This window comes from Hymenobacter yonginensis (genome assembly GCF_027625995.1).
Taxonomy (GTDB): domain Bacteria; phylum Bacteroidota; class Bacteroidia; order Cytophagales; family Hymenobacteraceae; genus Hymenobacter; species Hymenobacter yonginensis.
In genome coordinates, this window is the sequence record NZ_CP115396.1 from 231,501 (window position 1) to 252,306 (window position 20,806).

The window sequence follows — 20,806 nt, forward strand, 5'->3', positions numbered from 1 at the left end:
TAAAGCAATTGCAACGGTGTAGAGACGCAATATTTTGCGTCTCGTCGTTGAACGGCCCGGTGACGTGCTATACAAACAACATCAGCAACGACGAGACGCAAAATATTGCGTCTCTACCGCACCCGTACCACGCCGGCTCCATTATAGCTGTGGTACTCGGCGTTGTACATAGCGTCAGCACTCACCGGGCCGAGCTTGAAGGTGCCTTTGCTCACGGCGCGGCAGAGGTAGTAGAACGACTTGGGCTGGGGGGTGACGGTGGTGAACAGGTTGATTCGGTCGTCGCGTACGTCGAGGTAGTCGGGTTGGGCGGCGTCGGTGGCCCAGGTGATGTCGCGCACGGCCCCGATACGTGGGTTTTCGATTTCCAGGCCGGCGGGGAGCAGGTCGGTGATGGCCACGTTCTTCACTTCACCGGCGCTTTCGGCCGATTGGATGGTGATTTTCACGACCACCAAATCGTTCTGGCGGAAGCTGGTGCTGCCTACGGGTTGGCCGGTACGGTTGAGGAACTGGCGGCGCACCTGCAGGTAGGCGTCTTCCTCACGCACTTGGCCGGTGGGCGAGATGCCCTCGGTTTCCCAGAAGTAGTAGAGGCTGCCTTTGCCGCTGGTGCGCAGGGCCAGCTGGCGGTTGGCCACGTTGCTTACCGTGAGGTCCTTGCCCGAGAAGTTACCGATGGCTTTGCCGTCGGCCAGCAGACTGGCTGTGACGGTGCTGCCGGCGTTTTTGCGGGCCAGCTTGCCCAGGGCCAGCAGCGCGAAGGCGCGTTCCTGGGTGCTGAGCCAGTTGGCCTGCTTCACCTGGCGGCTGAGCTGGCGGGCCAGCACGTTCACCTGGGCGTTGGCGGGGTCGGCGGCAAGCAGGGCGTTGAGCACCAGCGCCTCGTCGCGGATGGGGGAGGAGAAGGCGCCATCGAGCTGGCGGCCGGCTATGGACTGCACCCCGAAGCGGGTGGGCAGGGTTTCGCGGTAGCTGCGCTGGTTGCCGCTCAGGGCGAAGGCGCAGGCCAGCACCCAGCGCGAATCTTCGGGCAGCAGCTTGCGGTTGGCTTTGTAGTAGTTGAGGCCCACGGCATCGGGGCGGCCGGCCAGGGCCAGCACGTACAGCGAGTAAGCAATTTCCTTTTTGGCCAGCGTCACGGGCTGAATCACGCCGCCGGTCTGGATGATGTTGTAGGTGTCGGTTTCGCGCTTACGCACCCGGGCCTGCAGGTAGCGGAGCACCCGGTCCAGCACGTTCTTGTTTACATCGAAGCCGGCTTGCTGGGCTTCCAGCAGGAAGTGGGCGGCGTAGGCCGTGGCCCACCAGTTGTCGTAGTCGCCGCCGGGCCAGTAGCTGAGGCTGCCGTTGTACATTTGCTGGGCTTCCACCTTGCGGATGGCTTCCTGCACGTGGTAGTTGGGGTTGAACAGGCCGGCTTTACCAGTTTTGCCGGTTTTCTGGCCCAGCGTGGCGGCTAGGTCGCCGTAGTAGAGCTGCGGGAAGGCGGCCGACACGGTTTGCTCCAGGCAGCCGTAGGGGTATTGCAGCAGGTAGCGCAGGTCCTTGGCAAACTCCGTCATCGGGGAGCGGCTCACCACCAGCTGGCTGCGCAGGGAGGCAGGCAGGAAGTCGGTGCGCAGGTTTAGCTGCTGGGCCGCGCCGCCCGCTACCACGCCCGCCCCCGTCCGCTTCTGCAGCGGCGAAGCGGGGCGGATGGGCAGTTCGATGGTTTCGGTGAAGGCTTCCTTACTACCTGTTGTAGAGAAGATGATTTCCACCTTCGCGTTACCAATCTTGGGTTTTGCGCACAGGTAGAATACAACACGTTTTTCGCTGCCTGGCTGTAACAAGGCACTATAGGAGTCGGAATAGTCGAAGCTTTTCTGACCAACTTGAACTACACTCAAGGGCTCCTCCCGTGGATTCACCTTGATGATTACTGTACCCTTAATAGCTGCTCCCGTTGTATTCGTCAGCGTAACTGGCACGTCAATCGTGTCGCCGGGGCTGAGGAAGCGGGGGAGGGCCGTTGAAATAACCACCGGGTCGGCCACTTTCATGGTGTGTTCGGCCGAGCCGAAGGCGTCGCCTTTGTAGGCCACGGCCATGATGCGGATGGCCCCGCTGAACTGCGGGATCTGCAGCTTGTAGCGCACCTTGCCGCTGGCGTCGGCGGTGAGTACGCCGCTCCATTTGGCCAGCAGGCGCACGCGGCGGTTAGGCACGGGCGTGGTGCGGCGCGAGAGGTCGTAGCCGTCGCCACCGGTGCTGCTGCTGCCCAGCTCGGGCAGCAGGAAGGGGTACACGTCGAAGGCCTGCACCTCCAGGGCGCGCTTCTGGTAGAAGTAGCCGTAGGGGTCGGGCGTGCGGTAGTCCTTCATCTGCAGAATACCCTCGTCCACCATAGCCAGCGTCACCTGCGCGCCGGGGGCGGTGGTTACTTCAATGGTCTGGGCGGTCTGGGAGCGGCTTTGGGCGGGGGCGTTGACGGCGACTTGCAGGCGGGCGCCGGGCTTCTCCACCGTGAGGGGCACGAAGCCCCGGGCCACCGTGAGCGGCAGGCGGTTGTCCTTGATTTCGCGGATGGCGGTGGCCGTCACGTAGATGTTGGGCACGTGGTTGCCCCGGATGGGCACGTCCACCTTGGCCGATTTTTCGTCGGTGGTCACGTAGAAGTGGTCGAGCACCCGGTCCCGCTCCACGGTCACGAGCACCCGGCCGGGGAAGGGCGTTTTCAGCAGCAGGTGGGCCACGTCGCCGGGCTGGTACTTAGGCTTGTCGGCCTCAATGGTCACCTCGCCCTCGTTGTTCACCTCGAAAGAGTTGCTCTGGGTGTCGCCGTAGCCGTAGGCGTACACGCGCCGGGCCACGTAGGTCACGGCCCCGGTGCCCGATACCCGGATTTCGTACTCGCCGGAGTAAGTGGGCGTGAAGTTCAGGCCGGCATCCTGGCCCGCGCCTTTCACCGACACCACGCGGTTCAGCACTACTTCCTCCCGCTTCTGCGAGTTGTAGACATAGCGGCCGCCCTGGCGCTCAATCACCGTTTCCCAGAGCAGGCGCACCACCTGCACCCGGGCCTGGGCCGTGGTGGGCTGGCCGGCCGGCGTGAGGGCCGCCAGCTGCACGGCCAGCGGCTGACCGGTGCTCACCAGATCATCGGCGCTCCGGATGCCGAACAGTACCGGCTGGGTCTGCACCTCGAAGGTGGCCAGGCGGTTCACGGGGCGGCCGGTTTCATCGAATACCGTGGTGAAGGCCGCGCCTTCCAGCGTGCCCAGGTCGGTGTAGTCGGGTACCTGGTAGGTGGCGGTGCCGCGGCCGGCGGCGTCGGTGGTGCCTTCGCGGGTGGTTTTCTCGAACCGGTCGGAAATGGGCGTCGATTCCAGGTCGCCGTAGTTGCCGCGCCGCCGCTCCCCGCTGTTGATGGCGAAGGTGAACTGCTCGAAGCCTTTGGGGTTGAAGGCCTTTTCCTTCAGCGAAAACTCGACTTCAAACTTGCGGTCGGCGGCCGGGGGACCGAACAGGTTCTGGGCCGTAATCAGGGCCGAAACCGACTGGCTGGGCTTCACCACGGCGCGGTCGGCCTTCACCGTCACCTTCATGCGGTCCGGAATAAACTCCTCCACCGACAGCTGGCGCGAGGTCAGCAGCACATCGTTGCCGGTCAGCACTTCCAGAGTATAAAGGCCGGTCATTACGGCCGGGGGCAGGATGAAGCGGGCCTCGAAGGAGCCGGCCGCGTTCAGCGTTTTCTGCAGGCTGGCATACTCCTTGCCGGTGGGCAGCAGCAGCCGGATTTTTACCGGCAGCCCTTTGGGCGGGGCCTGCCAGGCGTCGGTGCGCAGTACGGTGTTGGTCTGGATGGTGTCGCCAGGGCGGTACAGGTCCCGGTCGCCGTAGAGGAAGGCCTGGTAGCGGGCGGCGTTGGTTTGCAGGCCGCCCACCTCGAAGCGGGAGGTTTCCACCCGGCTGCGGCTCAGGTCGAGGAAAGTGAAGTCGTTGCCCTGCTGGGCCATCACCATGCCCAGCCGGAAGCGGCCGTTGGCGGCCGTGCTGTCGAAGCGGGCCACGCCCTCGTGGTTGCTGAGGCCGGTGCCCATCACCTGGTTGTTGGTGCTGATGTAGCGCAGCTCCACGCCGGAAAGCGGCTTGGCGTTGCGGATGGAGTTGGCAAACACCAGCGTGCTACCACCTTTGCCCTGCTTCACAATCAGCCCGATGTCCGACACGGCCACCAGCTTGCTCACCTGCAGCCACTGCCGCTCGGTGTCCTGCACGCGTATCACGTACAGGCCCTTCAGCCCGCCCGAAAACTCCAGGTCCTTCAGATTTAGGTTCAGCAGCCGCAGCCCCTGCGCCTTCGGCAGCCCCGACACGGTGTAGGTGCGCTCGGTGAGGACGTTGCCCAGGTTTTCCACGTCGTAGTACTGGAAGGAGCGGTCCACGTATTCGCCGCCGTCGCCTTCTTCCTCGCTGCTTTCCTCGCCGTCGTACTCGGGGTAGCCGTACTGGCTGCCGCCGCGCAGCAGCTGCTGAATGTTGTTGGCGTACACCTTGGCAATGGTCACCTTCACCTGATTCACCTCGTTGATGCGCACGCCCAGGTTGCGCGAGCCCAGGGCATCGAGGTACATGGCCTTCTCGGCGCTGCCGAAGCTGATGGTGGGCCGCTCGTCGGAGAAGCTCACCGACTGCGTCACGCCCTCCCCGAGCATCCCGCCCAGCGCCCCGCGCAGGCCCTGGTTCACGCCAATCTGGTAGGTGCGGCCCACCTCGAAGCCGCCCTTCAGCCGCACGCCGTTTTCCGTTTCCTCCACCTCGTAGGCCACCTGCGGCGACACGGTGAGGTAGCTCTGCAAATCGGTAGCCGTGACGGGCTGGTTGGTGGTGATGAGCACCATCGGGTCGGCGTTTTTCAGCGAGCCTTCGATGGTGGTTACCTGCAGGGCCTCGGGGTCGGGCACCGTTACCTGGGTTTCGTAGTCGGCGGTGCTGGGCTGGTCGCTGCCCACGGCGTGCAGGCCCTGGGCCAGCGCCACCGTGAGCGGCGTGCCGGGGCGCACCTGCTGGTTGAGGCGCACGCGCACCACTTCGCCGGGCTCCCCGCTGACCTCGAAGGCCACGGGCTGGCCGTCCTGCGTCACGCGCAGCAGGGGCTTCACGTCGGCGGGCTTCACGGCATAGTTGAAGGGCAGTTCCACGCGCATCTCGGCGGTGCCGGCCGCCCGGCTAGAGCGGCCCCAGAACGCCTGCGGCTCCTGCAGCTCCAGGTAGGGCGTGTGGAATTTCTGGCGGTTCTCGGGCAGCTCGGCGTTGCGCTTGCCCTCCGGCAACGCCTCCTTGCGCAGCGTGGCCGTGAAGTTGGTGCTGGGCTTAAACGGCGTGCTGGGCGAGAAAATCAGCTCCCGGTCCGACGTCCACTTGAACTTGCCGCGCACGGCCGGCTCGAAGCTCACCACCTGCACCGTATCCCAGCGGTCCTGCAGCTCAGGCGTCACCACGGCATCGGCAAACTGGAATACGAGGTTCTGGTACGGGTCAATTTCCTCGCCGTTGGGGTCTTGTCCACCGTCGGAACCAGACTTGGAGCAGGCGCACAGCACCGCCAGCAACACCAGCAGCGGCAGGCGGGAAAAGGAGCGAAACAGCATGGAAGGGGGAGGAGTTAGGAAAGACGCCGGAAGGTATAGAAAAACGGCGTTTCTGCTATGTTTTGTATAGGTTTGAATAGGGATAGTTATTAGTTTTTTGTCAACTTATATGGGTCATGAAGAATAAAATAGAGGTAGCTAATCGTATAATAAGCACGCTTTTGGTTGATACCCATGTTGAAAGCTTTGGTGTGCTTCATCAAAGCCCATACATCCAGTTTAGAGGGGAGCATGGTGACATAGAGCTTTACTTCGATTCTGGTATTGCTTTCTATCCTCAGCGGGATGATAAGTTGAGTGAAGCAGAGTGTATGCTGCTGGGAATGAATAGCGTCAATCTGAAGCGAGTAGCGGATGCTTTCTGTACCGATACCGCAGATTTAGAAGTGCGTTTTGATGACGGCTCATGGTTCAGAATTAACGGTACTTCTGAGGAAGGAAATGAGCCTTGGCAATTGTCAGATGGTACAAGCGTAAATGAGGGCGGTATTTTGCTTATAGCCTCATCAGGAGACTCAAACTACGCTGTCTGGGGAGGTCTTGAATAGTTTAGCGCTGTCTCCAGCCACTCAACGTCTAACTCCAGCAACATGTGTGTTGCAGAAGATACATAGAAATGCAGAAAGCCTACCCACACATGTGAGTAGGCTGCTGTCTGGCAGAAAGCACCTAAAACTCAGCGCCGGGTGAAGTGCTGGTAGACGCCTTTCAGAAACTGAAAGCCACCAAAAATGACAGCGCCCCAAGTCATAACGTAAGAGCCGCCGTCGGAAGCCAGCGCGAACGTCACGCCGGTAACTGCGCAGCCGCCCAGCAACCACAAGCCGCCGTGCAGCATGTTCTTGCGGGCTTCCTTGCGTTGGTAGGCAGCAAACTCCTCACGTAGGCTGCTGGTGATTGTCGTAGCACTTTCAGTGTCCAGTCCTTGCTCTCGCAGCTGATTTTGAATCGTTTCATCAGGCAAGCCTTTGGCCATCAGGCCGGCGGCGAAATCATACACTTCCTGAGTAGCCTGTTGTACAGCAGTTTCCATAATAAAACAATTGTATAGTTTGTGGCTAATATAGGGAGAGGCGGACTAGCCCTCTGATTTTTTTAACTCGTAGCGGGACAGATTTAGCGTTTCTGCTGCCCTCGGTGCAAACCGCTGCGAGAACGTACGATTGTGCCGCCGGTATCCGCGCGTCCATTCATACTGGCTATCCAATGGCAGGCGTTACGCAGCGCAGTTCGTGCCCCAACACCGCCCAAAAACCAGCCGGGCGCGTACCTTCGCCGCCATGCTTTCCCACGCGCACGAAGTCTTTCTGGAAGTTGCCCGGCAGTTGAGCTTTACCAAAGCGGGACAGACGCTGTTTCTGAGCCAGTCGGCGGTGAGCAAGCGGGTGCGGGCGCTGGAGGAGCACTACAAGACGGGTTTGTTTGAGCGACTCGGCAATGCGGTGCAGCTCACGGCCGCCGGCGAGTTGCTGTACCGCAAGCTGCTGCTGGCCCGGCAGCTGCAGCACGAACTGGAGCAGGAGTTCACCGAGCTGAGTCCCGAGTTTCAGCCGCGCCAGCAGATGGTAATCGGGGCCAGCACTACTATTTCGCTCTACGTCATTCCGCCGGTGCTTTCGGCGTACCTGGGCCGCTACCCGCACACCCAGCTCACGCTCAAAAACCGCAACTCCGAAAACATCCTCAAGGCTTTACTGGAACACGAAATTGACCTGGGCATTATTGAGGGCATCCACAAAGTCAGCCACGTCACCTACACTCCACTACTCACTGATGAAGTGGTGGCCGTGTGCTCGGCCCGCAACCCGCTGCACCGCCGCGAGCTGGAAGCCCAGGACCTGCGCCGCACGCCCGTGGCGTTGCGCGAAACCGGTTCGGGTACGCTGGCCGTGCTGGAAGAAGCCCTGCAAACCCACGGCATCCGCCTCACCGACTTGCTGGTGAAAGTGCGCCTGGGCGGCACCGAGGCCCTCAAGAACTTCGTGCGGGTGGATACCTGTTTGGCGTTTCTGCCCCGGCAGTCGGTGATGAAAGAGCTGGCCGCCGGCGAGCTGGTGGAAGTGCCCGTACGCGACCTGAACTTGGTGCGCCACTTCGATTTCGTGCAGCGCAAAGGCACCGAAAACAACCTGCCCTACAAAACCTTCGTGCAGTTCGCCCGGCGGTATTATGGCAACGCGCAGCGGTAACCTGGCACGTCATTCCGAGCCTGCGAGGAATCTCGCGTGCTGATGCCTGCCGGGTGTAGAGACGCAATATTTTGCGTCTCGTAGTTGCTGATGTTGTTTAGAATGTGCGGTTCCGGGCCGTTCAACGACGAGACGCAAAATGTTGCGTCTCTACACCGTTCATCATTCCAAACGGGCATAGGCTATTCCAAGAAGGCGTTTGGTTTGGGCATAGGGCGGCGGGAGCTTTGCGTTGAACTTCCATGACCACCCTCGAAACCACTACCCAATCCCGTTTGCACGCGCTGCACTGCGCCGCCTGCCACGCCCCCCACGACGCCTTCACGCTGCAGCGCGTTTCCACCTGCTGCGGCCAGCCGCTGCTGGCCCGCTATGACCTCACCGCCCCACTCACCCCCGCCGACGTCATCAACCCGGCCGATAACTCCATGTGGCGCTACCGGGCTCTATTGCCCTTGCTCGATGACGCCAACCTCGTGACGCTGGGGGAAGGCTGGACGCCGCTACTGCCGCTGCCCCGGCTGGCCGCCCGCCACGGTTTGCGCAGTTTGTTGCTCAAGGATGAAGGCCAGAATCCCACCGGCTCGTTCAAGGCCCGGGGCCTGAGCATGGCCGTTTCCAAGGCCAAAGAGCTGGGCGCAACGGGCTGCATTATTCCCACGGCCGGCAACGCGGGCGTGGCGCTGGCCGCCTATTGTGCCCGGGCTGGCCTGCGTTGCGTGGTGGTGATGCCCCGCCACACGCCCACGGCCTTTAAGGAGGAATGCTACTGGTACGGGGCCGAGGTGCACCTCGTGGACGGCCTCATCAACGACTGCGCCGCCCGGGTGCGGGAGCTGAACACTGCCGGCGAGCTGCTCGACGTATCCACCCTTAAGGAGCCCTACCGCCTCGAAGGCAAGAAAACCATGGGCTACGAGCTGGCCGAACAGCTCAGTTGGTCGTTGCCCGACGTGCTGCTGTACCCGGCCGGGGGCGGCACCGGCCTCATCGGCATCTGGAAGGCGCTGCGCGAAATGCAGGAACTGGGCTGGCTGCCGCGCCACGCCAAGCTGCCCCGGATGATAGCCGTGCAGGCCGCCAGCTGCTGCCCGCTGGTGGAAACCCGCGCCGGCCGCCAGCCCAACTGCCACGCCTACGTGGGCCAGCCCTCCATTGCCAACGGCTTGGCCGTGCCCCGCCCCCTGGGCGAACCACTCATGCTGGATGTGCTGGATGAGTCTCACGGCCTGGCCCTGGCCATCACCGATGAGCAGATGCTAGCCGGCATGCGCGAGCTGAGCCATCTGGAAGGTCTGTTCGTGGCCCCCGAAGGCGGGGCGCTGTGGAGCGCGGCCCTGCACCTGCTGCACACCGGCCAGATTCGGCCGGAGGAGCAGATTCTGTTGCTCAATACCGGTTCGGCCCAGAAGTATCTGGATAACGTGCTGGGCCGGGCCAACGGCTAGCAACCGGCCCGGTGTAGAGACGCAATAGTTGGAGTCTCGTCGTGGCTGATGTTGGGCTGTCTGAGCGAACCTAACGGCGCAGACGACGAGACACGTAGGGTCGCGTCTCTACAACCGGGCAACGAAGCGGTAGAGATGCTTCGGCAAGCTCAGCATGACGTTCTTTTCCCTGACGGTTGCAAAATCTAGCTCCGCAAACCCATCACCCACACGTACACCAGCGTGCCGCCCAGAAACGCCAGAAACAGCGGCCCCTCACCCGGCAGCGCCAGCACATCAAAGCCGATGGCCAGTACGCCCACGGCCGCCAGCCCCCAGCCAAACCACATTGACTGCTGCCGCCGCTTGAGGTGCCACTGCCGCTGCGTGCCCACCAGCGGAAACAGCAGCCCCAGCCCCACAATGCCGGCCGTGGTCAGCGGGCCAACATGGGCGTAATGGCCCGCGCCCAGCAGAGCCAGCGCGCTTAGCAGCAAAGCCAGAAACTGATTGGAATTACGCGTATCGGCCTCGCTGAGGGCAAAGCGGCCGTAGCGGTTGAAGCGCAGCAATGAGTTGAACAGGGGCTCGGCAAACCAGCTCATATACACCAGCACGAGGTACAGCGGCAGCAGCCCCGGCACTACCCGCGAGAGCAGAAACAGCCCAATAAACAGCCCCTGCCGGGTGCCCGGGCTCAGCGTTTGGGTCCAGACCATGAAGCGGTAGAAGCCGTTGTAGAGCCAGAAACGGGCTTTCAGGGCTGATACCAGGCCTTCCCGGGCGTAGTCGGAGGTGGGGTTGAGGCGTAGGGCTTCGCGGAAGTGGCCGGCGGCCTGCTTGGCGCGGCCGCGCTCCAGGGCCACCCAGCCCAGGTCGGCGTGGGTGCCGGCGTCGGTGGGGCTGTGGCGCAGGGCTTCGTCGAGGTCGGCGGATGCTTCGTCGCGGCGGCCGAGGCGGGCCAGGCAGCGCGCCCGCAGGCCCAGGCAATCCACGTGAGTAGGATCAGCCTGCAGCCCGGCTTCGGCGGCGCGCAACGCGGCGTGTAGTTGCCCTTGCTGAAACCGCAGCTGGCCCAGCACGTGCTGGTAGTCGGCATCTTCGGGGTCGAGGGCCAGAGCCTGCTCAATGGCTTCCAGCGCCGCCGGTAGCTCGTGCTGGCGCTGCAGGGTGGCGCTCAGCACGTAGAAGGCAAAGCTGCTTTCGGGGTCGAGGTAGATGGCCTGCTCGGCTTCAGCCTGGGCCTCGGGCAGCTGGGTGAGCTCCATCAACGCCAACGCCAGCAAACAGTGCAAAAAGCTGTTGTCGGGGTCGTCGCGGAGCTGGCGGCGGGCTTCCTGCTCGGCCTCCTGGGGGCGCTTGTGCTGCAACAGTAACTGGACGCGGCTAATCGACTGATAGGAATCCATGGATAGAGGCAAGAGCGGTTAATCGAGATAAGAAAAGGCCAGCAAATAGAGCCAGGTTCCGAGGTTGAAATACAGCATCAGGGCTCGCCAGCTCAGGCCGTACGCGGACTGTAGCGCAACCAGCACCACGGCCAGCAGCAGCAGCCCGGCCGCGCAAAGGTAGCCCACCCGGCGGCCCGGCACGATGCTGAGGGTTTGCTGGCCCACGACCACCGCCGTCAAGCTCAGAACAAGCAGCATCCCGCCCCCGCCTGCGGTGCCCGGTAGCAGCAGGGCCGCCAGGGTAAGGTAGAACGCCAGTATGGCCCCGGCCTCCACGGCCAGCAGCCGGCTGTGGGGAGGCGGCAGAATGTGGCGTGTAGCGGGCCGCAGCAACTGCCAGCTCAGGTGCAGGGTTTTGAAGCTGGCAATCAGCAAAGCGGGCGAGAGAAACAGCAGTACTGCCCCGGCTAGCACCGGTAGCGCATATTGCCGCAGGGTGGCAGCTTCCACATCTTCCAGTGCGGCATAAAGCACCACCAGAAACATCAATACAAAAGGGGCAATCAGGAAAAAACCGGCCCGTTTGTCTTCAACAAACCACGGTTTGGGGGGCTTAGGCTGGGGAGTTAAGCCCGCGCGTGAAATGGCCGTGGATACCACGCCCGCCCGGGCCTCCTGCGAAGTGGGGTCGAGGGCCAGGGCCTGCAGAAAATGCGCTTCGGCCTGCTGAAACTGGGCGTGCTCCAGGTGGCTGAACCCCAGATTGACGTATGTTGGCGCAAACAGAGGTGCCTCGCGCAGCGCCTGCTGGTACTCCGGCTGCCAGTCGGCCTCGCCACCCAGCCTGGACAGGGCCCGCGCCCGGAGGTTGAGGCATTGCACGTGCTGCGGATGCAGCCACAGACCCCGGTCGGCGGCAGCCAGGGCAGCTTCCGTATGGCCTTCGGCGAAAGCCACGGAGCCCTGCAAGAAATGGTAGTCGGGCACGGTGGGCTGCAGCTGCAGGGCCGTGGCAATATGCAGAGCGGCCTGCGGCAGCTGCCCATTCTGCAGGCAGGCGATGCTGAGCACGTAGAAGGCGAAGTCGTTCTGCGCGTCCAGCGCCACGGCCCGCTCGGCGGGCGGGCAGCTTTCGGCCGGCTTGTGCTGGCGAATCAGGCTCAGCCCCAGAAGCGCCTGCAACTGGCTGGATTCCGGAAAACGGGCCAGTTGCCGCCGGGCTTCCGTTTCGGCCAGATCGGGGCGTAGCTGGCGCAGCAAAACCTGAATCCGGCGCGGCTGAGGGGTATCCATGGAACACGTGATAGAGAAAGCAAAAAGGGGCGGCTACTATGCCGCTGCCCGGGCTCGGCGAAAGACCATAAACCCGGCCCAGCTAGTGAGCCCCAGTATTCCCAGCGGCCCATATGGCCAGGTTGCCGGCCAGCTTGCGCACGTAATACTAAGTGCCAGCGCCAGCGCGGCTGCCAGCACCTTTCCCAGGGGCGACTTTTCAGGCAACGGCTGCTCGGAGGCGTGTTTGAAAGCGGCCCAAATGGCCATAGCCACCGTAGTAAGCCCACCCGTGAGGCCTGGCCCCAGGCTGCTTTCCGGGACGCCCAGCCACACCAGCAACCAGAATACGCCCGTGAGCCAGGCCAGCAGCACCAGCGTAAAAGCCGCCACCGGTCCATACCGCCAGAATGTTTGCTGCGCGTACGGAAGGGCTTGGTCGGGGCGGTTGCGCAGGCGCCGTACCTGCGGGTGCAGCCGCCAGTACACGGTCTCAAACCCCATGAAAAGCAGGATTGGGATGCATAGCAGACTCAGCGGAATCAGAATCAGCAGGAAATGCCCCCAGGCCTTCAGCTTGCCTTGCTTGGTGCCTTCCGAGATGAACGTCAGATAATTATCTAGCCACACGGCCGCGCGGCCAATCCAGAGCTGGCGGCGGATTGCCTGACTGGCTCCTTGAAGGGCCGTGGCATCGGTGGGAGCCAGGCGCAACACCTCCTGAAAATGCGCCTGGGCGGCTGCATAGTACTGCCGCCGCATCGCCTCGCGGCCCAGCAGCTGGTGCGCTTTCGGCATAGTAGGATGCGCCGCCACCAGCTGCTGCAGCACCGGCGCCAGGTCTGGCCAGCGCTTCTGTTCGTGCAGCGCATTCGCCAGCGCAATCAGGCAGCCGGCATGGACTGGGTTGTTGGCGAGGCCACGCGCGGCAACTTGCTGCGCTGCGGCTGGCTGGTTTTGGTGTAAGTGAAGCTGAGCCTGCGCCGCCAGGTATTTAGGGTTGAAGGGCTGCAGGCGGAGGGCCTCCCGCAACGCCACGGCCCGAGCAGGCACCTGTCCGGCTTGGTCTTCCACCAGAAACAGCACGTAAAATGCCTCACTGGCGGTTGGGTTCAGGGCCAGCGCCTGCTGAGTTACTTGCCGTGCCTCTTCCAGCCGATTTTGTTGGTACAGCGCAAAGCTGAGCAGGATGTGCGCAAACACATCCTGCGGGTTGCGCGCCAGCTGCTGCCGAACCAGCTGCTCGGCCTGCTCCGGGCGATGTATATCCAGCAGGTTCTGCACCGCGCTATGCCACTGCGCGGCCGGGGTTCCGGGCATCATGGCAAAGCTATTTCTTGATGCCCAAGTAGGTCAGGATGTCGTTGTAAGTGCCGCCTTCGTTGGAGTAGAGGGCGTAGTTTTTGGCCGTGGCAAACCACTCCTTGGTGCTAGGGCGCACCTGCTTGGCGGCGGCCAGTAAGTGGCTCTGCTGCACCGGCCGCACCTGTCCCGCCTTCATCGACTCGCGCAGACAGGCTTCCACGGCCGTGTCCACCACGGCCTGCAGGTCGGCGCCGGAGAGGCCGGCGGTTTGGGCGGCTAGGGCAGGCAGGCGCAGGTCGGCGGCCACGGGCTTGTTGCGCAGCAGCACTTCCAGAATGGCCACGCGGGCGGGCTCGTCGGGCGGGGTCACCAGCACAATCCGGTCGAAGCGGCCGGGGCGGCGGAAGGCGGGGTCGAGCTGCCAGGGGGCGTTGGTGGCGGCCAGGATGAGCACGCCATCGTTGGAGCTGCGGGCGCCGTCCAGCTCCTCCAGAAACTGGTTGATGAGGGTACGGCCGGCGCTCTGGCGCAAGTCGTGGCGGTTGGCGGCCAGGGCATCCACCTCGTCGAAAAACAGCACGCAGGGCGCCTGCATGCGGGCCAGCTCAAACAGCTCGTGCAGCTTCTTCTCGCTCTGGCCCATCCACATGTCCAGAATGTCGTTGATGCCAACGTGGATAAACGAGGCCTGCACCTCGCCGGCCGTGGCGCGGGCCAGGTAGGTTTTGCCGCAGCCGGGCGGGCCGTACAGCAGCAGCCCGCCGCCGGCCGCCTTGCCGTAGGCTTTGTAGAGGTCGGGATGCAGCAGCGGCTGAATCATCTTCATCCCAATTTCCTCCTTCACCGCGTCCATGCCGCCCACATCCTGAAACGTAATTTTCGGCTTCTCCAGGCCCGCAAACAGCACCTTTTCATCCAGGCCCTGGTCCGAAACGTGAGTGGCGTTGTAGTCGGCGGCGGGGCCGCCCCCGGCGGGGCGGGCGGCCGGGCGGAGGCCCAGCTGCTCGTCGAGGTCCTGGTCGCGCAGGCTGCCGTCCAGCTGCAGGGCCTGCTGGTAGGCGGCGCGGGCTTCGTCGGGCGGGCCGCCGGCGCGGGCCAGCACCCGGGCATGCAGCAGGTGGGCGCGGGCGTGGTCGGGGTGGGCGCGCAGCACTTCTTCCAGCACCACCAGCGCGGCCGAGGTTTTCAGCAGGGACGCGTAGGTTTCGGCCAGCCCCAGCTGCAACTCCACGTCATCGGGGGCCTGGCGCAACCCCAGGCGGTAGTGGTCTTCGGCTTCGGCAAAGCGGCCCATCTGGCGCAGCAAACCGGCTACGTGGCGGCGCAGGGGTACGTTTTCGGGCGAAAACTGCAGCGCGTCGAGCAGGGGTTGTAAGTCGGATGGATTGGGTAAGGCGGCCATAATCTACACGATAAAGAGAGGCCGCAAGCTACGGGTTTTGCGGCCAATTGGCGCGGCAGAAACAAGCTCCATTGTTCGCAAATCCAGCTTTTTCGGTTCCGCGGTTTCGGTGAAGCTCCCGCCGGCCCGCCAGGCCCCTGCGGGGCTTCGTACCTTTGCCCATCAACCTGTCTGCCTCGTTTCCTATGCGTATTCTGCACGTGCTGTCTGCCAACTTCTTCGCCGGTTCGGTGAGCTACGCCGTGCATCTGGCCGAGGCGCACCACGCCCAGGGCCACGAGGTCTGGCTGCTGTCGGACGCGGCCACGCTGCCCACGGCCGCGCACGTCGAGCAGCTGCCTATCAGCAACCGGCGGCACCCGCAGCGGCTGCGCAACATCCGGCGCATCCGGCAGCTGGTGCAGCAGCAGCAGATTGAGGTGGTGCACGCCCACTCGCGCGCTGCCAGCTGGGTGGCCTATTTCGCGCTGCGGGGCCTGAAGGTGCCGCTCGTGAGCACCGTGCACGGCCGCCAGCACCTGCACACCAGCACCAGCCTCTTCGACATCTACGGCGACAAAGTCATTGCCATCTGCGAAAACCTGCGCCAGCATCTCATCGAGGAAGTGAAGATGCGCCCCGAGAAAATCGTGCAGCTGCCAAACGGGGTGGATTTCGGTGAAGGAGCCCGTGGCAATGCGGGTTCTTCCGAGCTTCGACTGTCCTTTATCGGACGCTTCAACGGCGGCAAGGGCGAGCGGGCGGCGGCTCTGCTGCAGCAGGTGTTTCCGGCGCTGCTCACCGGGTTTGCGGGTTTGCGGCTGGCGCTGGTGGGCGGCGAGCTGGAGCATCTGCCCGAAGCTGGCAAAATAGCCCTGGCGGCGCTGCAACAGCAGTTTGGCGAGCGGGTGGAGGTGGTAGGCTTCACTGATAATGTGCCGGGCTGGCTGCGCCGCTCCACGCTGGTGATAGGGGCGGGGCGGGTGGCCATTGAGGCGCTGGGCGCGGGCGTGCCGGTGCTGGCCCTGGGCGAGGCCACCTGCGAAGGCATCGTGACGGAAGCCAGCTACCCCACGGCCGCCGCCTCCAACTTCGGCGACATCTCGGCGCAGGTCGGCACCAGCTCGCACGTAGACTATCCGGCGCTGCTGGCGCAGGTGCAGGCGTTTTTAGTGGCCCCGGCGGCGGTGCCGGCCATCCTGCAGCAGCGCGTGCGCACCGAGTTCAGTCTGGCCCGCATCAGCGCCGAGGTCCTGACGGTGTACCGCTCGGCCATCATGAAAAAGCGGCTGCCAGGCTTCCTGCCGGTGCTCATGTACCACAAAATCCCGACGGAGCCGCTGCAAACCAAGCACCGCATCTTCGTCACAAAAGACCGGTTTGAGGAGCACCTGCGCTTTTTCCGGCAGCAGCAGTTCACGCCCATCACCTTCCTCGACTACCTGGCCTTCGCCAACGGCGAGCGGCCCCTGGCCGACTTCCCGGCCCGCCCGCTCATCCTCACCTTCGACGACGGCTACCTCGACAACTACACCAACCTGCTGCCCCTGATGCAGCAGTACGGCTACCGCGGCGTGCTCTACCTACTCGGCGACCCCGCCATCCGCTACAACTACTGGGACGTGGACACCGACCCCACCGAGCCACGCTCCGACATCATGGACGAAGCGCAGAAGCGCGCGTTTGTGGCTGCCGGCTGGGAAATTGGCGCCCATACCATGCGCCACGCCCGTTTGCCGGAGCTGCCCGCCGCCGAGGCCGCCCAGGAAATCCAGTACAGCAAAACGGCCCTGGAGCAGGCCCTGGCCACGCGCATCGTGTCCTTTGCCTACCCCTACGGCGCCCTCACGCCCGAAACCAAGGCCCAGGTGCACGCGGCCGGCTTCGCCTTCGGCGTAGCCACCGACACCGGCGGCCTGCACCTCGAAGACGACCGTATGCAGGTGTTCCGGGTGAACATGTTTCCGGAAGAAACCACGGCCACGCTGCGCAAGAAAACCTCGTTCTGGTACCGCGCCTACTACCGCTGGAAGCGCGGCAAGTAACCGTCGCTAAACCCTATAAGGCTGGAAAGTAAACCTATGCCTCCCCAATGGCGAAGTAATAGGCATGTCCTTTGTGTATGTGTTGTTTTTGACGAAATGGGTGTATTTATTAGGGTCTATTTTTGGTATTTAAGGTATTTTTGAGGATATAGGGGCTAAATACAAGGGGGTGTTGCTTGTGAAAAGGTATTTTGTTGTTAAATTGCCTTTGCATAACGCACTGCACCGATTCCTGTGGACATGATTGCTCCTTCAAAAAAGCTTACCAGTCTGAGCATGTTTTCGCTGGTGACGCTGGTCGGGCTGGCGGCGGTGGCGGCCTTCACGGAACTGCCGCACCCGGCCGCGCTGGCCGGCTCGCTCAACGGCGCCGATGTGGCCTGGATGCTGACGGCCACGGCCTTCGTGCTGATCATGACGCCGGGGCTGTCATTCTTCTATGGCGGCATGGTGCGGCCCAAAAACGTCATCAGCACCATGCTGCAGAGTTTTGTGGCCATGGGCGTGATTACGCTGGTGTTCTACTTCGTAGGCTTCTCGCTGGCCTACGGCGACTCCTGGCACGGCCTGATCGGCAACCCGCTCACGTTCATTATGCTGCGCAACGTAGGAACCGCGCCGAATCCGGCGTTTGCGGCCACCATTCCGTTTGTGCTCTACTTCGCGTTTCAGCTCAAGTTTGCCGTCATCACGCCGGCCCTGATCACCGGCTCGTTTGCCGAGCGGGTGCGCTTTAAGGGCTATCTGGCCTTTATGGTGCTGTTTTGCCTGTTCATCTACTGCCCGCTGGCCCACTGGACCTGGCACCCTGAGGGCTTCCTGCGGCAGTGGGGCGTGCTCGACTTTGCCGGCGGCACGGTGGTGCACATTTCGGCGGGCATTGCAGCGCTGGCCGGCGCCATGGTGCTGGGCCGCCGCACCACGCACGTGCGCAAAGCCGCTTTTTCCACGCCCAACGTGCCCTACGTGCTGCTGGGTACCGGGCTGCTGTGGTTCGGGTGGTTTGGCTTCAATGCCGGCTCCTCGCTGGCCGCCAACGAAGTAGCCGCGCTGGCCTTCGTGAACACCACGCTGGCCTCAGGCGCGGCCCTCACGGCCTGGCTGCTGGTCGAGACGGTGCACGGCGGCAAGCCTACCGCACTGGGCGCCTGCATTGGGGCCGTGGTGGGGCTGGTGGCCATCACGCCGGCGGCGGGCTTCGTGCAATACGGGCACAGCATTTTCATCGGGGTGCTGGCGTCGCTGATCAGCTACGGCGCCGTGCACTGGAAAAACAACCGCACCACTATCGACGACACGCTCGACGTGTTTCCGTGCCACGGCCTGGGCGGTATCGTGGGTATGCTGCTCACGGGCGTATTCGCCGATAAAGTGGGTCTGGTCCACGGCTCAGCCACCGTGTTCGGCTACCACGTGCTGGGCCTGCTGATTGTAGTGACTTACTCCTTCGTAGGCTCCTGGCTGCTGCTGAAGCTCACCGACCGTCTCTTCGGGCTGCGCGTGAAGCTGCAGGACGAAGAGCTGGGCCTCGACCTGAGCCAGCACGAGGAGTCCACCTACCACATCGATGAAGAGTTTGAACGCAGCTACCGCCGCGAGCCGATGGTAGAAGGCGTGTAAGTATCACCCGGCCACTGGCCCTCCGGCTCCGGAAAGCGGGGGCGGCCCATGCCGGGTGTGTTGAGGAGTGGGGAGAAAAAGCCGTCAGGGGGGAATCTGACGGCTTTTTCGTGTTTAAGGCAAACAACCAACTCTTTGTGAGGGGCAGCCGAAGCAGAGAGTGGGCTGAGGTGGCAGTGGTAATGAGTACTGCGCCAGCGAGATGCTTCGCCTCCGGCTCTGCATGACTGGTTTACTACTCGTTCTGCTACTCCATCTTGCTCAGGAAAAACGACACCAGAAACCCCAGCACTGTAATAAAGCCCGTGAAGTTGTGGGCCACGTCGAAGGCTTCCGGAATCATGGTATCGGCAATCATGGCCAGCACGGCCCCGGCCGATACGGCCATGGTGGCGGCCACCACTTCATCGGAAAACTGGCTGAAAATGGTATAGCCGGCCAGCGAAGCCACGCCCGAAATCAGGGCAATACCGGCCCACAGCAGCAGCACGTAGCGGGCCGGGCGGCCAGCTTTGCGCATGCCCGAGGCGCTGGAAAGCCCCTCGGGCAGGTTGGAAAGGAAGATAGCCACCACCGCTACCACGCTCACGCCGCCGCCCGCCAGCATGCTCAGCCCGATAACGATGCTCTCAGGAATGCCATCGAGCAGTGCCCCGATGGCCAGGGCCAGGCCGTTGTCGTCGCCGCTTTCGGAGGCTCGCGTCTGGCCCTGCTGCACGGCGGCGCGCTCCTGCTGCTGGTGCTCGCCGGAGCGTTTGCGGTGCTTGGCGCCGTGGCGGGCCAGCAGCCAGTTAGCCAGCGTGAAGGCTGCCGCCCCGCCCAGAAACCCCAGCGCCGTGGCCGTAAAACCGCCTTTGTGGTAGGCTTCCTCCATCAACTCCAGCGAGAGAGTGGCAATCAGCACGCCGCTGCCAAAGGCCATGATGGCGGCAATCAGCCGCTGCGGCACCCGCAGAAAATAGCCCGCCGCCGCACCCAGCAGCAGTGCCGACCCCGACACAAGCCCCCAAAAACCGGCTTGCGCCCACATCGGAAAAGTCATAACTCGTTGGTTTGATTGAGTATTGGGTATTGAGTACTGAACATTGGGTAATCAATACCCAATACTCACTGTAATGCCGCCCTCAGGCAGCAGAATAGCGGGCCAGCGTGGCCTGCACCGTCGCATCGGAAAGGCCGGCCAGCTCCACTTTTTTGAACGGGGCGGTGTGGCCGCTAAGCAGGGTCAGCTGCGACTTTGGCAGCCCAAACACTTCGGCCAGGTACGCCAGCAGGCAGGCGTTGGCCTTGCCATCCTGTGGGGGCGCGTGCAGGCGCACCGTAATGGTGCCGTCCGGGGATACCATCAGGGCGTTTTGGCGGGCGTTGGGTTTGGCCTTCAGATGAAGCACGGCCATGCCGCTACGCCGGGTCGTTGTAGGCGTCGTACACGTTCCAGGCCCAAATCACGAACGGCACCACAATTGTCCAGACCAGGAAAAAGCTGAGCGCGCCGCCCACGGCCCAGATCAGAAAGGCCTTCAGAATCTGGCCTTTGATGAGCTGCCCCAGGCCGGGGATAAAAAACGAAAGCAAAGCCGGTACGCCGTAAGTGGGTTTCATATGGTTTGGGGTGATAAGGTGATTTTGGCTGATGAAGTAATGAGGTGATGAGGTGAATGGTGGTGACGCAATAACGTCATTCCGAGTGGAGCGAGGAATCTCGCGTGCTGATGTTACAGTAGTATTCCAACATCAGCCCGCGAGATGCTTCGGCTGCGCCTCTGCATGACATTCTTCAGCACCTCATCACCAAAATTCACCTCACCCGTGCCTGGCCGAAGGGGCACTGGTCGAGGACGACGCAGCGGCCGCAGGCGGGCGTGTGGAAGTAGCAGCATTTCTGGCCGTGGAACATCAGCGCCTCGTGATGGTCGTAGACCTGTTGGGCATCCCAGCCGGGAGGGAGCAGCGCCTCCAGTAGCTTGTGCGCGGCCGCCTCGCCCACTTTCGGGCCGATGAGGCCCAGGCGCTGCGCCACGCGGTGGTGGTGGCTATCCACGGGCATGGCCGCAATACGCAGGGTGCTGAAGAGCAGCACCGCGGCGCTGGTTTTGGGCCCGATGCCCGGAATGGCCTCCAGCCATGCCCGTGCCTCGGGCACCGGCAAATCGGCCAGAAACTCCAGGTGGCAGGGGCCGCCGTTGCAGCGGGTGCTTACTTCACGCAGCACAGCCTGAATGCGCGGGGCCTTCTGCTCGGGCCACGTGCAGGCGCTGATGGCCTGCTGCACTTCTTCAGTAGGGGCGTCGCGCACAGCCTCCCAGGTCGGAAACCGTGCCCGTAGCTCCTGGTAGGCCCGGTGCGAGTCGTGGTTGCGGGTACGGTGCGAGAGCAGGGCGCTGACCAGCTCACTGAGCGGGTCTTTGGTGCTGAAAAACGGGAAGGGCGCCCCGTACTCGGCGCACAGGCGCTCATGCACCAGCAGGGCTTTGCGGCGGCGCGCTTCCGTGTCGGCATCGGCGGCCGAAAAAAGGTCTGGTATCACACCTGCAGCC

General features: G+C 63.3%; 15 protein-coding genes. 5 read left to right on the forward strand and 10 right to left on the reverse strand.

Features of this window, described 5'->3' with window-relative positions:
* Positions 1-113: 113 nt before the first annotated feature.
* Entirely contained in the window at positions 114-5,639 is a 5,526-nt protein-coding gene (locus O9Z63_RS01055) for an alpha-2-macroglobulin family protein (protein ID WP_270127406.1), read from the reverse strand.
* Positions 5,640-5,755: 116 nt separating this feature from the next.
* On the opposite strand from O9Z63_RS01055, the gene O9Z63_RS01060 reads away from it, so the two are divergent.
* On the forward strand, positions 5,756-6,187 hold the full coding sequence (locus tag O9Z63_RS01060; RefSeq protein WP_270127407.1) for a hypothetical protein: 432 nt from the start codon (positions 5,756-5,758) through the stop codon (positions 6,185-6,187).
* Positions 6,188-6,315: 128 nt separating this feature from the next.
* On the opposite strand, the gene O9Z63_RS01065 is transcribed toward O9Z63_RS01060, so the two are convergent.
* Entirely contained in the window at positions 6,316-6,672 is a 357-nt protein-coding gene (locus O9Z63_RS01065; RefSeq protein ID WP_270127408.1) for a hypothetical protein, read from the reverse strand.
* 247 nt (positions 6,673-6,919) lie between these two features.
* Between O9Z63_RS01065 and O9Z63_RS01070 the strand changes: the two genes are divergently transcribed.
* Positions 6,920-7,828: a LysR substrate-binding domain-containing protein gene (locus tag O9Z63_RS01070; RefSeq protein ID WP_270127409.1), complete on the forward strand. Its 909-nt coding sequence runs from the start codon at positions 6,920-6,922 to the stop codon at positions 7,826-7,828.
* Positions 7,829-8,070: 242 nt separating this feature from the next.
* On the forward strand, positions 8,071-9,276 hold the full coding sequence (locus O9Z63_RS01075; protein WP_270127410.1) for a threonine synthase: 1,206 nt from the start codon (positions 8,071-8,073) through the stop codon (positions 9,274-9,276).
* A gap of 185 nt (positions 9,277-9,461) precedes the next feature.
* On the opposite strand, the gene O9Z63_RS01080 is transcribed toward O9Z63_RS01075, so the two are convergent.
* Genes O9Z63_RS01080 through O9Z63_RS01095 form a run of 4 tightly spaced genes read right to left on the reverse strand, consistent with a single transcriptional unit; the run spans position 9,462 to position 14,625 of the window.
* Positions 9,462-10,664, reverse strand: coding sequence for a tetratricopeptide repeat protein (locus tag O9Z63_RS01080; protein ID WP_270127412.1), 1,203 nt, complete (start codon positions 10,662-10,664; stop codon positions 9,462-9,464).
* 18 nt (positions 10,665-10,682) lie between these two features.
* The gene (locus O9Z63_RS01085; RefSeq protein WP_270127413.1) at positions 10,683-11,939 is read right to left on the reverse strand and encodes a tetratricopeptide repeat protein; all 1,257 of its coding nucleotides are present in this window, start codon (positions 11,937-11,939) and stop codon (positions 10,683-10,685) included.
* Positions 11,940-11,975: 36 nt separating this feature from the next.
* Complete coding sequence (locus O9Z63_RS01090) at positions 11,976-13,241, reverse strand: tetratricopeptide repeat protein (RefSeq protein WP_270127414.1); 1,266 nt, start codon at positions 13,239-13,241, stop codon at positions 11,976-11,978.
* 7 nt (positions 13,242-13,248) lie between these two features.
* Positions 13,249-14,625 (reverse strand): ATP-binding protein, encoded by a 1,377-nt coding sequence (locus O9Z63_RS01095; protein ID WP_270127415.1) that lies wholly within the window; start codon positions 14,623-14,625, stop codon positions 13,249-13,251.
* 185 nt (positions 14,626-14,810) lie between these two features.
* Between O9Z63_RS01095 and O9Z63_RS01100 the strand changes: the two genes are divergently transcribed.
* Complete coding sequence (locus O9Z63_RS01100; RefSeq protein WP_270127417.1) at positions 14,811-16,649, forward strand: glycosyltransferase; 1,839 nt, start codon at positions 14,811-14,813, stop codon at positions 16,647-16,649.
* 240 nt (positions 16,650-16,889) lie between these two features.
* Positions 16,890-18,269 carry an ammonium transporter gene (locus O9Z63_RS01105; RefSeq protein ID WP_270127418.1) on the forward strand — a complete coding sequence of 460 codons (1,380 nt, stop codon included), beginning with the start codon at positions 16,890-16,892 and terminating at the stop codon, positions 18,267-18,269.
* A gap of 247 nt (positions 18,270-18,516) precedes the next feature.
* On the opposite strand, the gene O9Z63_RS01110 is transcribed toward O9Z63_RS01105, so the two are convergent.
* The 4 genes from O9Z63_RS01110 to O9Z63_RS01125 all read right to left on the reverse strand — a co-directional run bounded on the left by O9Z63_RS01110 (position 18,517) and on the right by O9Z63_RS01125 (position 20,796).
* Positions 18,517-19,311, reverse strand: coding sequence for a ZIP family metal transporter (locus tag O9Z63_RS01110; RefSeq protein ID WP_270127419.1), 795 nt, complete (start codon positions 19,309-19,311; stop codon positions 18,517-18,519).
* Positions 19,312-19,393: 82 nt separating this feature from the next.
* Complete coding sequence (locus O9Z63_RS01115; protein ID WP_270127420.1) at positions 19,394-19,666, reverse strand: DUF167 domain-containing protein; 273 nt, start codon at positions 19,664-19,666, stop codon at positions 19,394-19,396.
* Between the two features lie 4 nt (positions 19,667-19,670).
* Positions 19,671-19,871 carry a DUF5683 domain-containing protein gene (locus O9Z63_RS01120; protein WP_044014034.1) on the reverse strand — a complete coding sequence of 67 codons (201 nt, stop codon included), beginning with the start codon at positions 19,869-19,871 and terminating at the stop codon, positions 19,671-19,673.
* A 196-nt stretch (positions 19,872-20,067) separates the two neighbouring features.
* Positions 20,068-20,796 carry an endonuclease III domain-containing protein gene (locus O9Z63_RS01125; protein WP_270127421.1) on the reverse strand — a complete coding sequence of 243 codons (729 nt, stop codon included), beginning with the start codon at positions 20,794-20,796 and terminating at the stop codon, positions 20,068-20,070.
* Positions 20,797-20,806: the final 10 nt, after the last annotated feature.

Bases quoted from the DNA above. Each gene is read 5' to 3' on its own strand.
- O9Z63_RS01055 (WP_270127406.1), bottom strand. From the start codon at position 5,639: ATGCTGTTTCGCTCCTTTTCCCGCCTGCCGCTGCTGGTGTTGCTGGCG.
- O9Z63_RS01060 (WP_270127407.1), top strand. From the start codon at position 5,756: ATGAAGAATAAAATAGAGGTAGCTAATCGTATAATAAGCACGCTTTTG.
- O9Z63_RS01065 (WP_270127408.1), bottom strand. From the start codon at position 6,672: ATGGAAACTGCTGTACAACAGGCTACTCAGGAAGTGTATGATTTCGCC.
- O9Z63_RS01070 (WP_270127409.1), top strand. From the start codon at position 6,920: ATGCTTTCCCACGCGCACGAAGTCTTTCTGGAAGTTGCCCGGCAGTTG.
- O9Z63_RS01075 (WP_270127410.1), top strand. From the start codon at position 8,071: ATGACCACCCTCGAAACCACTACCCAATCCCGTTTGCACGCGCTGCAC.
- O9Z63_RS01080 (WP_270127412.1), bottom strand. From the start codon at position 10,664: ATGGATTCCTATCAGTCGATTAGCCGCGTCCAGTTACTGTTGCAGCAC.
- O9Z63_RS01085 (WP_270127413.1), bottom strand. From the start codon at position 11,939: ATGGATACCCCTCAGCCGCGCCGGATTCAGGTTTTGCTGCGCCAGCTA.
- O9Z63_RS01090 (WP_270127414.1), bottom strand. From the start codon at position 13,241: ATGATGCCCGGAACCCCGGCCGCGCAGTGGCATAGCGCGGTGCAGAAC.
- O9Z63_RS01095 (WP_270127415.1), bottom strand. From the start codon at position 14,625: ATGGCCGCCTTACCCAATCCATCCGACTTACAACCCCTGCTCGACGCG.
- O9Z63_RS01100 (WP_270127417.1), top strand. From the start codon at position 14,811: ATGCGTATTCTGCACGTGCTGTCTGCCAACTTCTTCGCCGGTTCGGTG.
- O9Z63_RS01105 (WP_270127418.1), top strand. From the start codon at position 16,890: ATGATTGCTCCTTCAAAAAAGCTTACCAGTCTGAGCATGTTTTCGCTG.
- O9Z63_RS01110 (WP_270127419.1), bottom strand. From the start codon at position 19,311: ATGACTTTTCCGATGTGGGCGCAAGCCGGTTTTTGGGGGCTTGTGTCG.
- O9Z63_RS01115 (WP_270127420.1), bottom strand. From the start codon at position 19,666: ATGGCCGTGCTTCATCTGAAGGCCAAACCCAACGCCCGCCAAAACGCC.
- O9Z63_RS01120 (WP_044014034.1), bottom strand. From the start codon at position 19,871: ATGAAACCCACTTACGGCGTACCGGCTTTGCTTTCGTTTTTTATCCCC.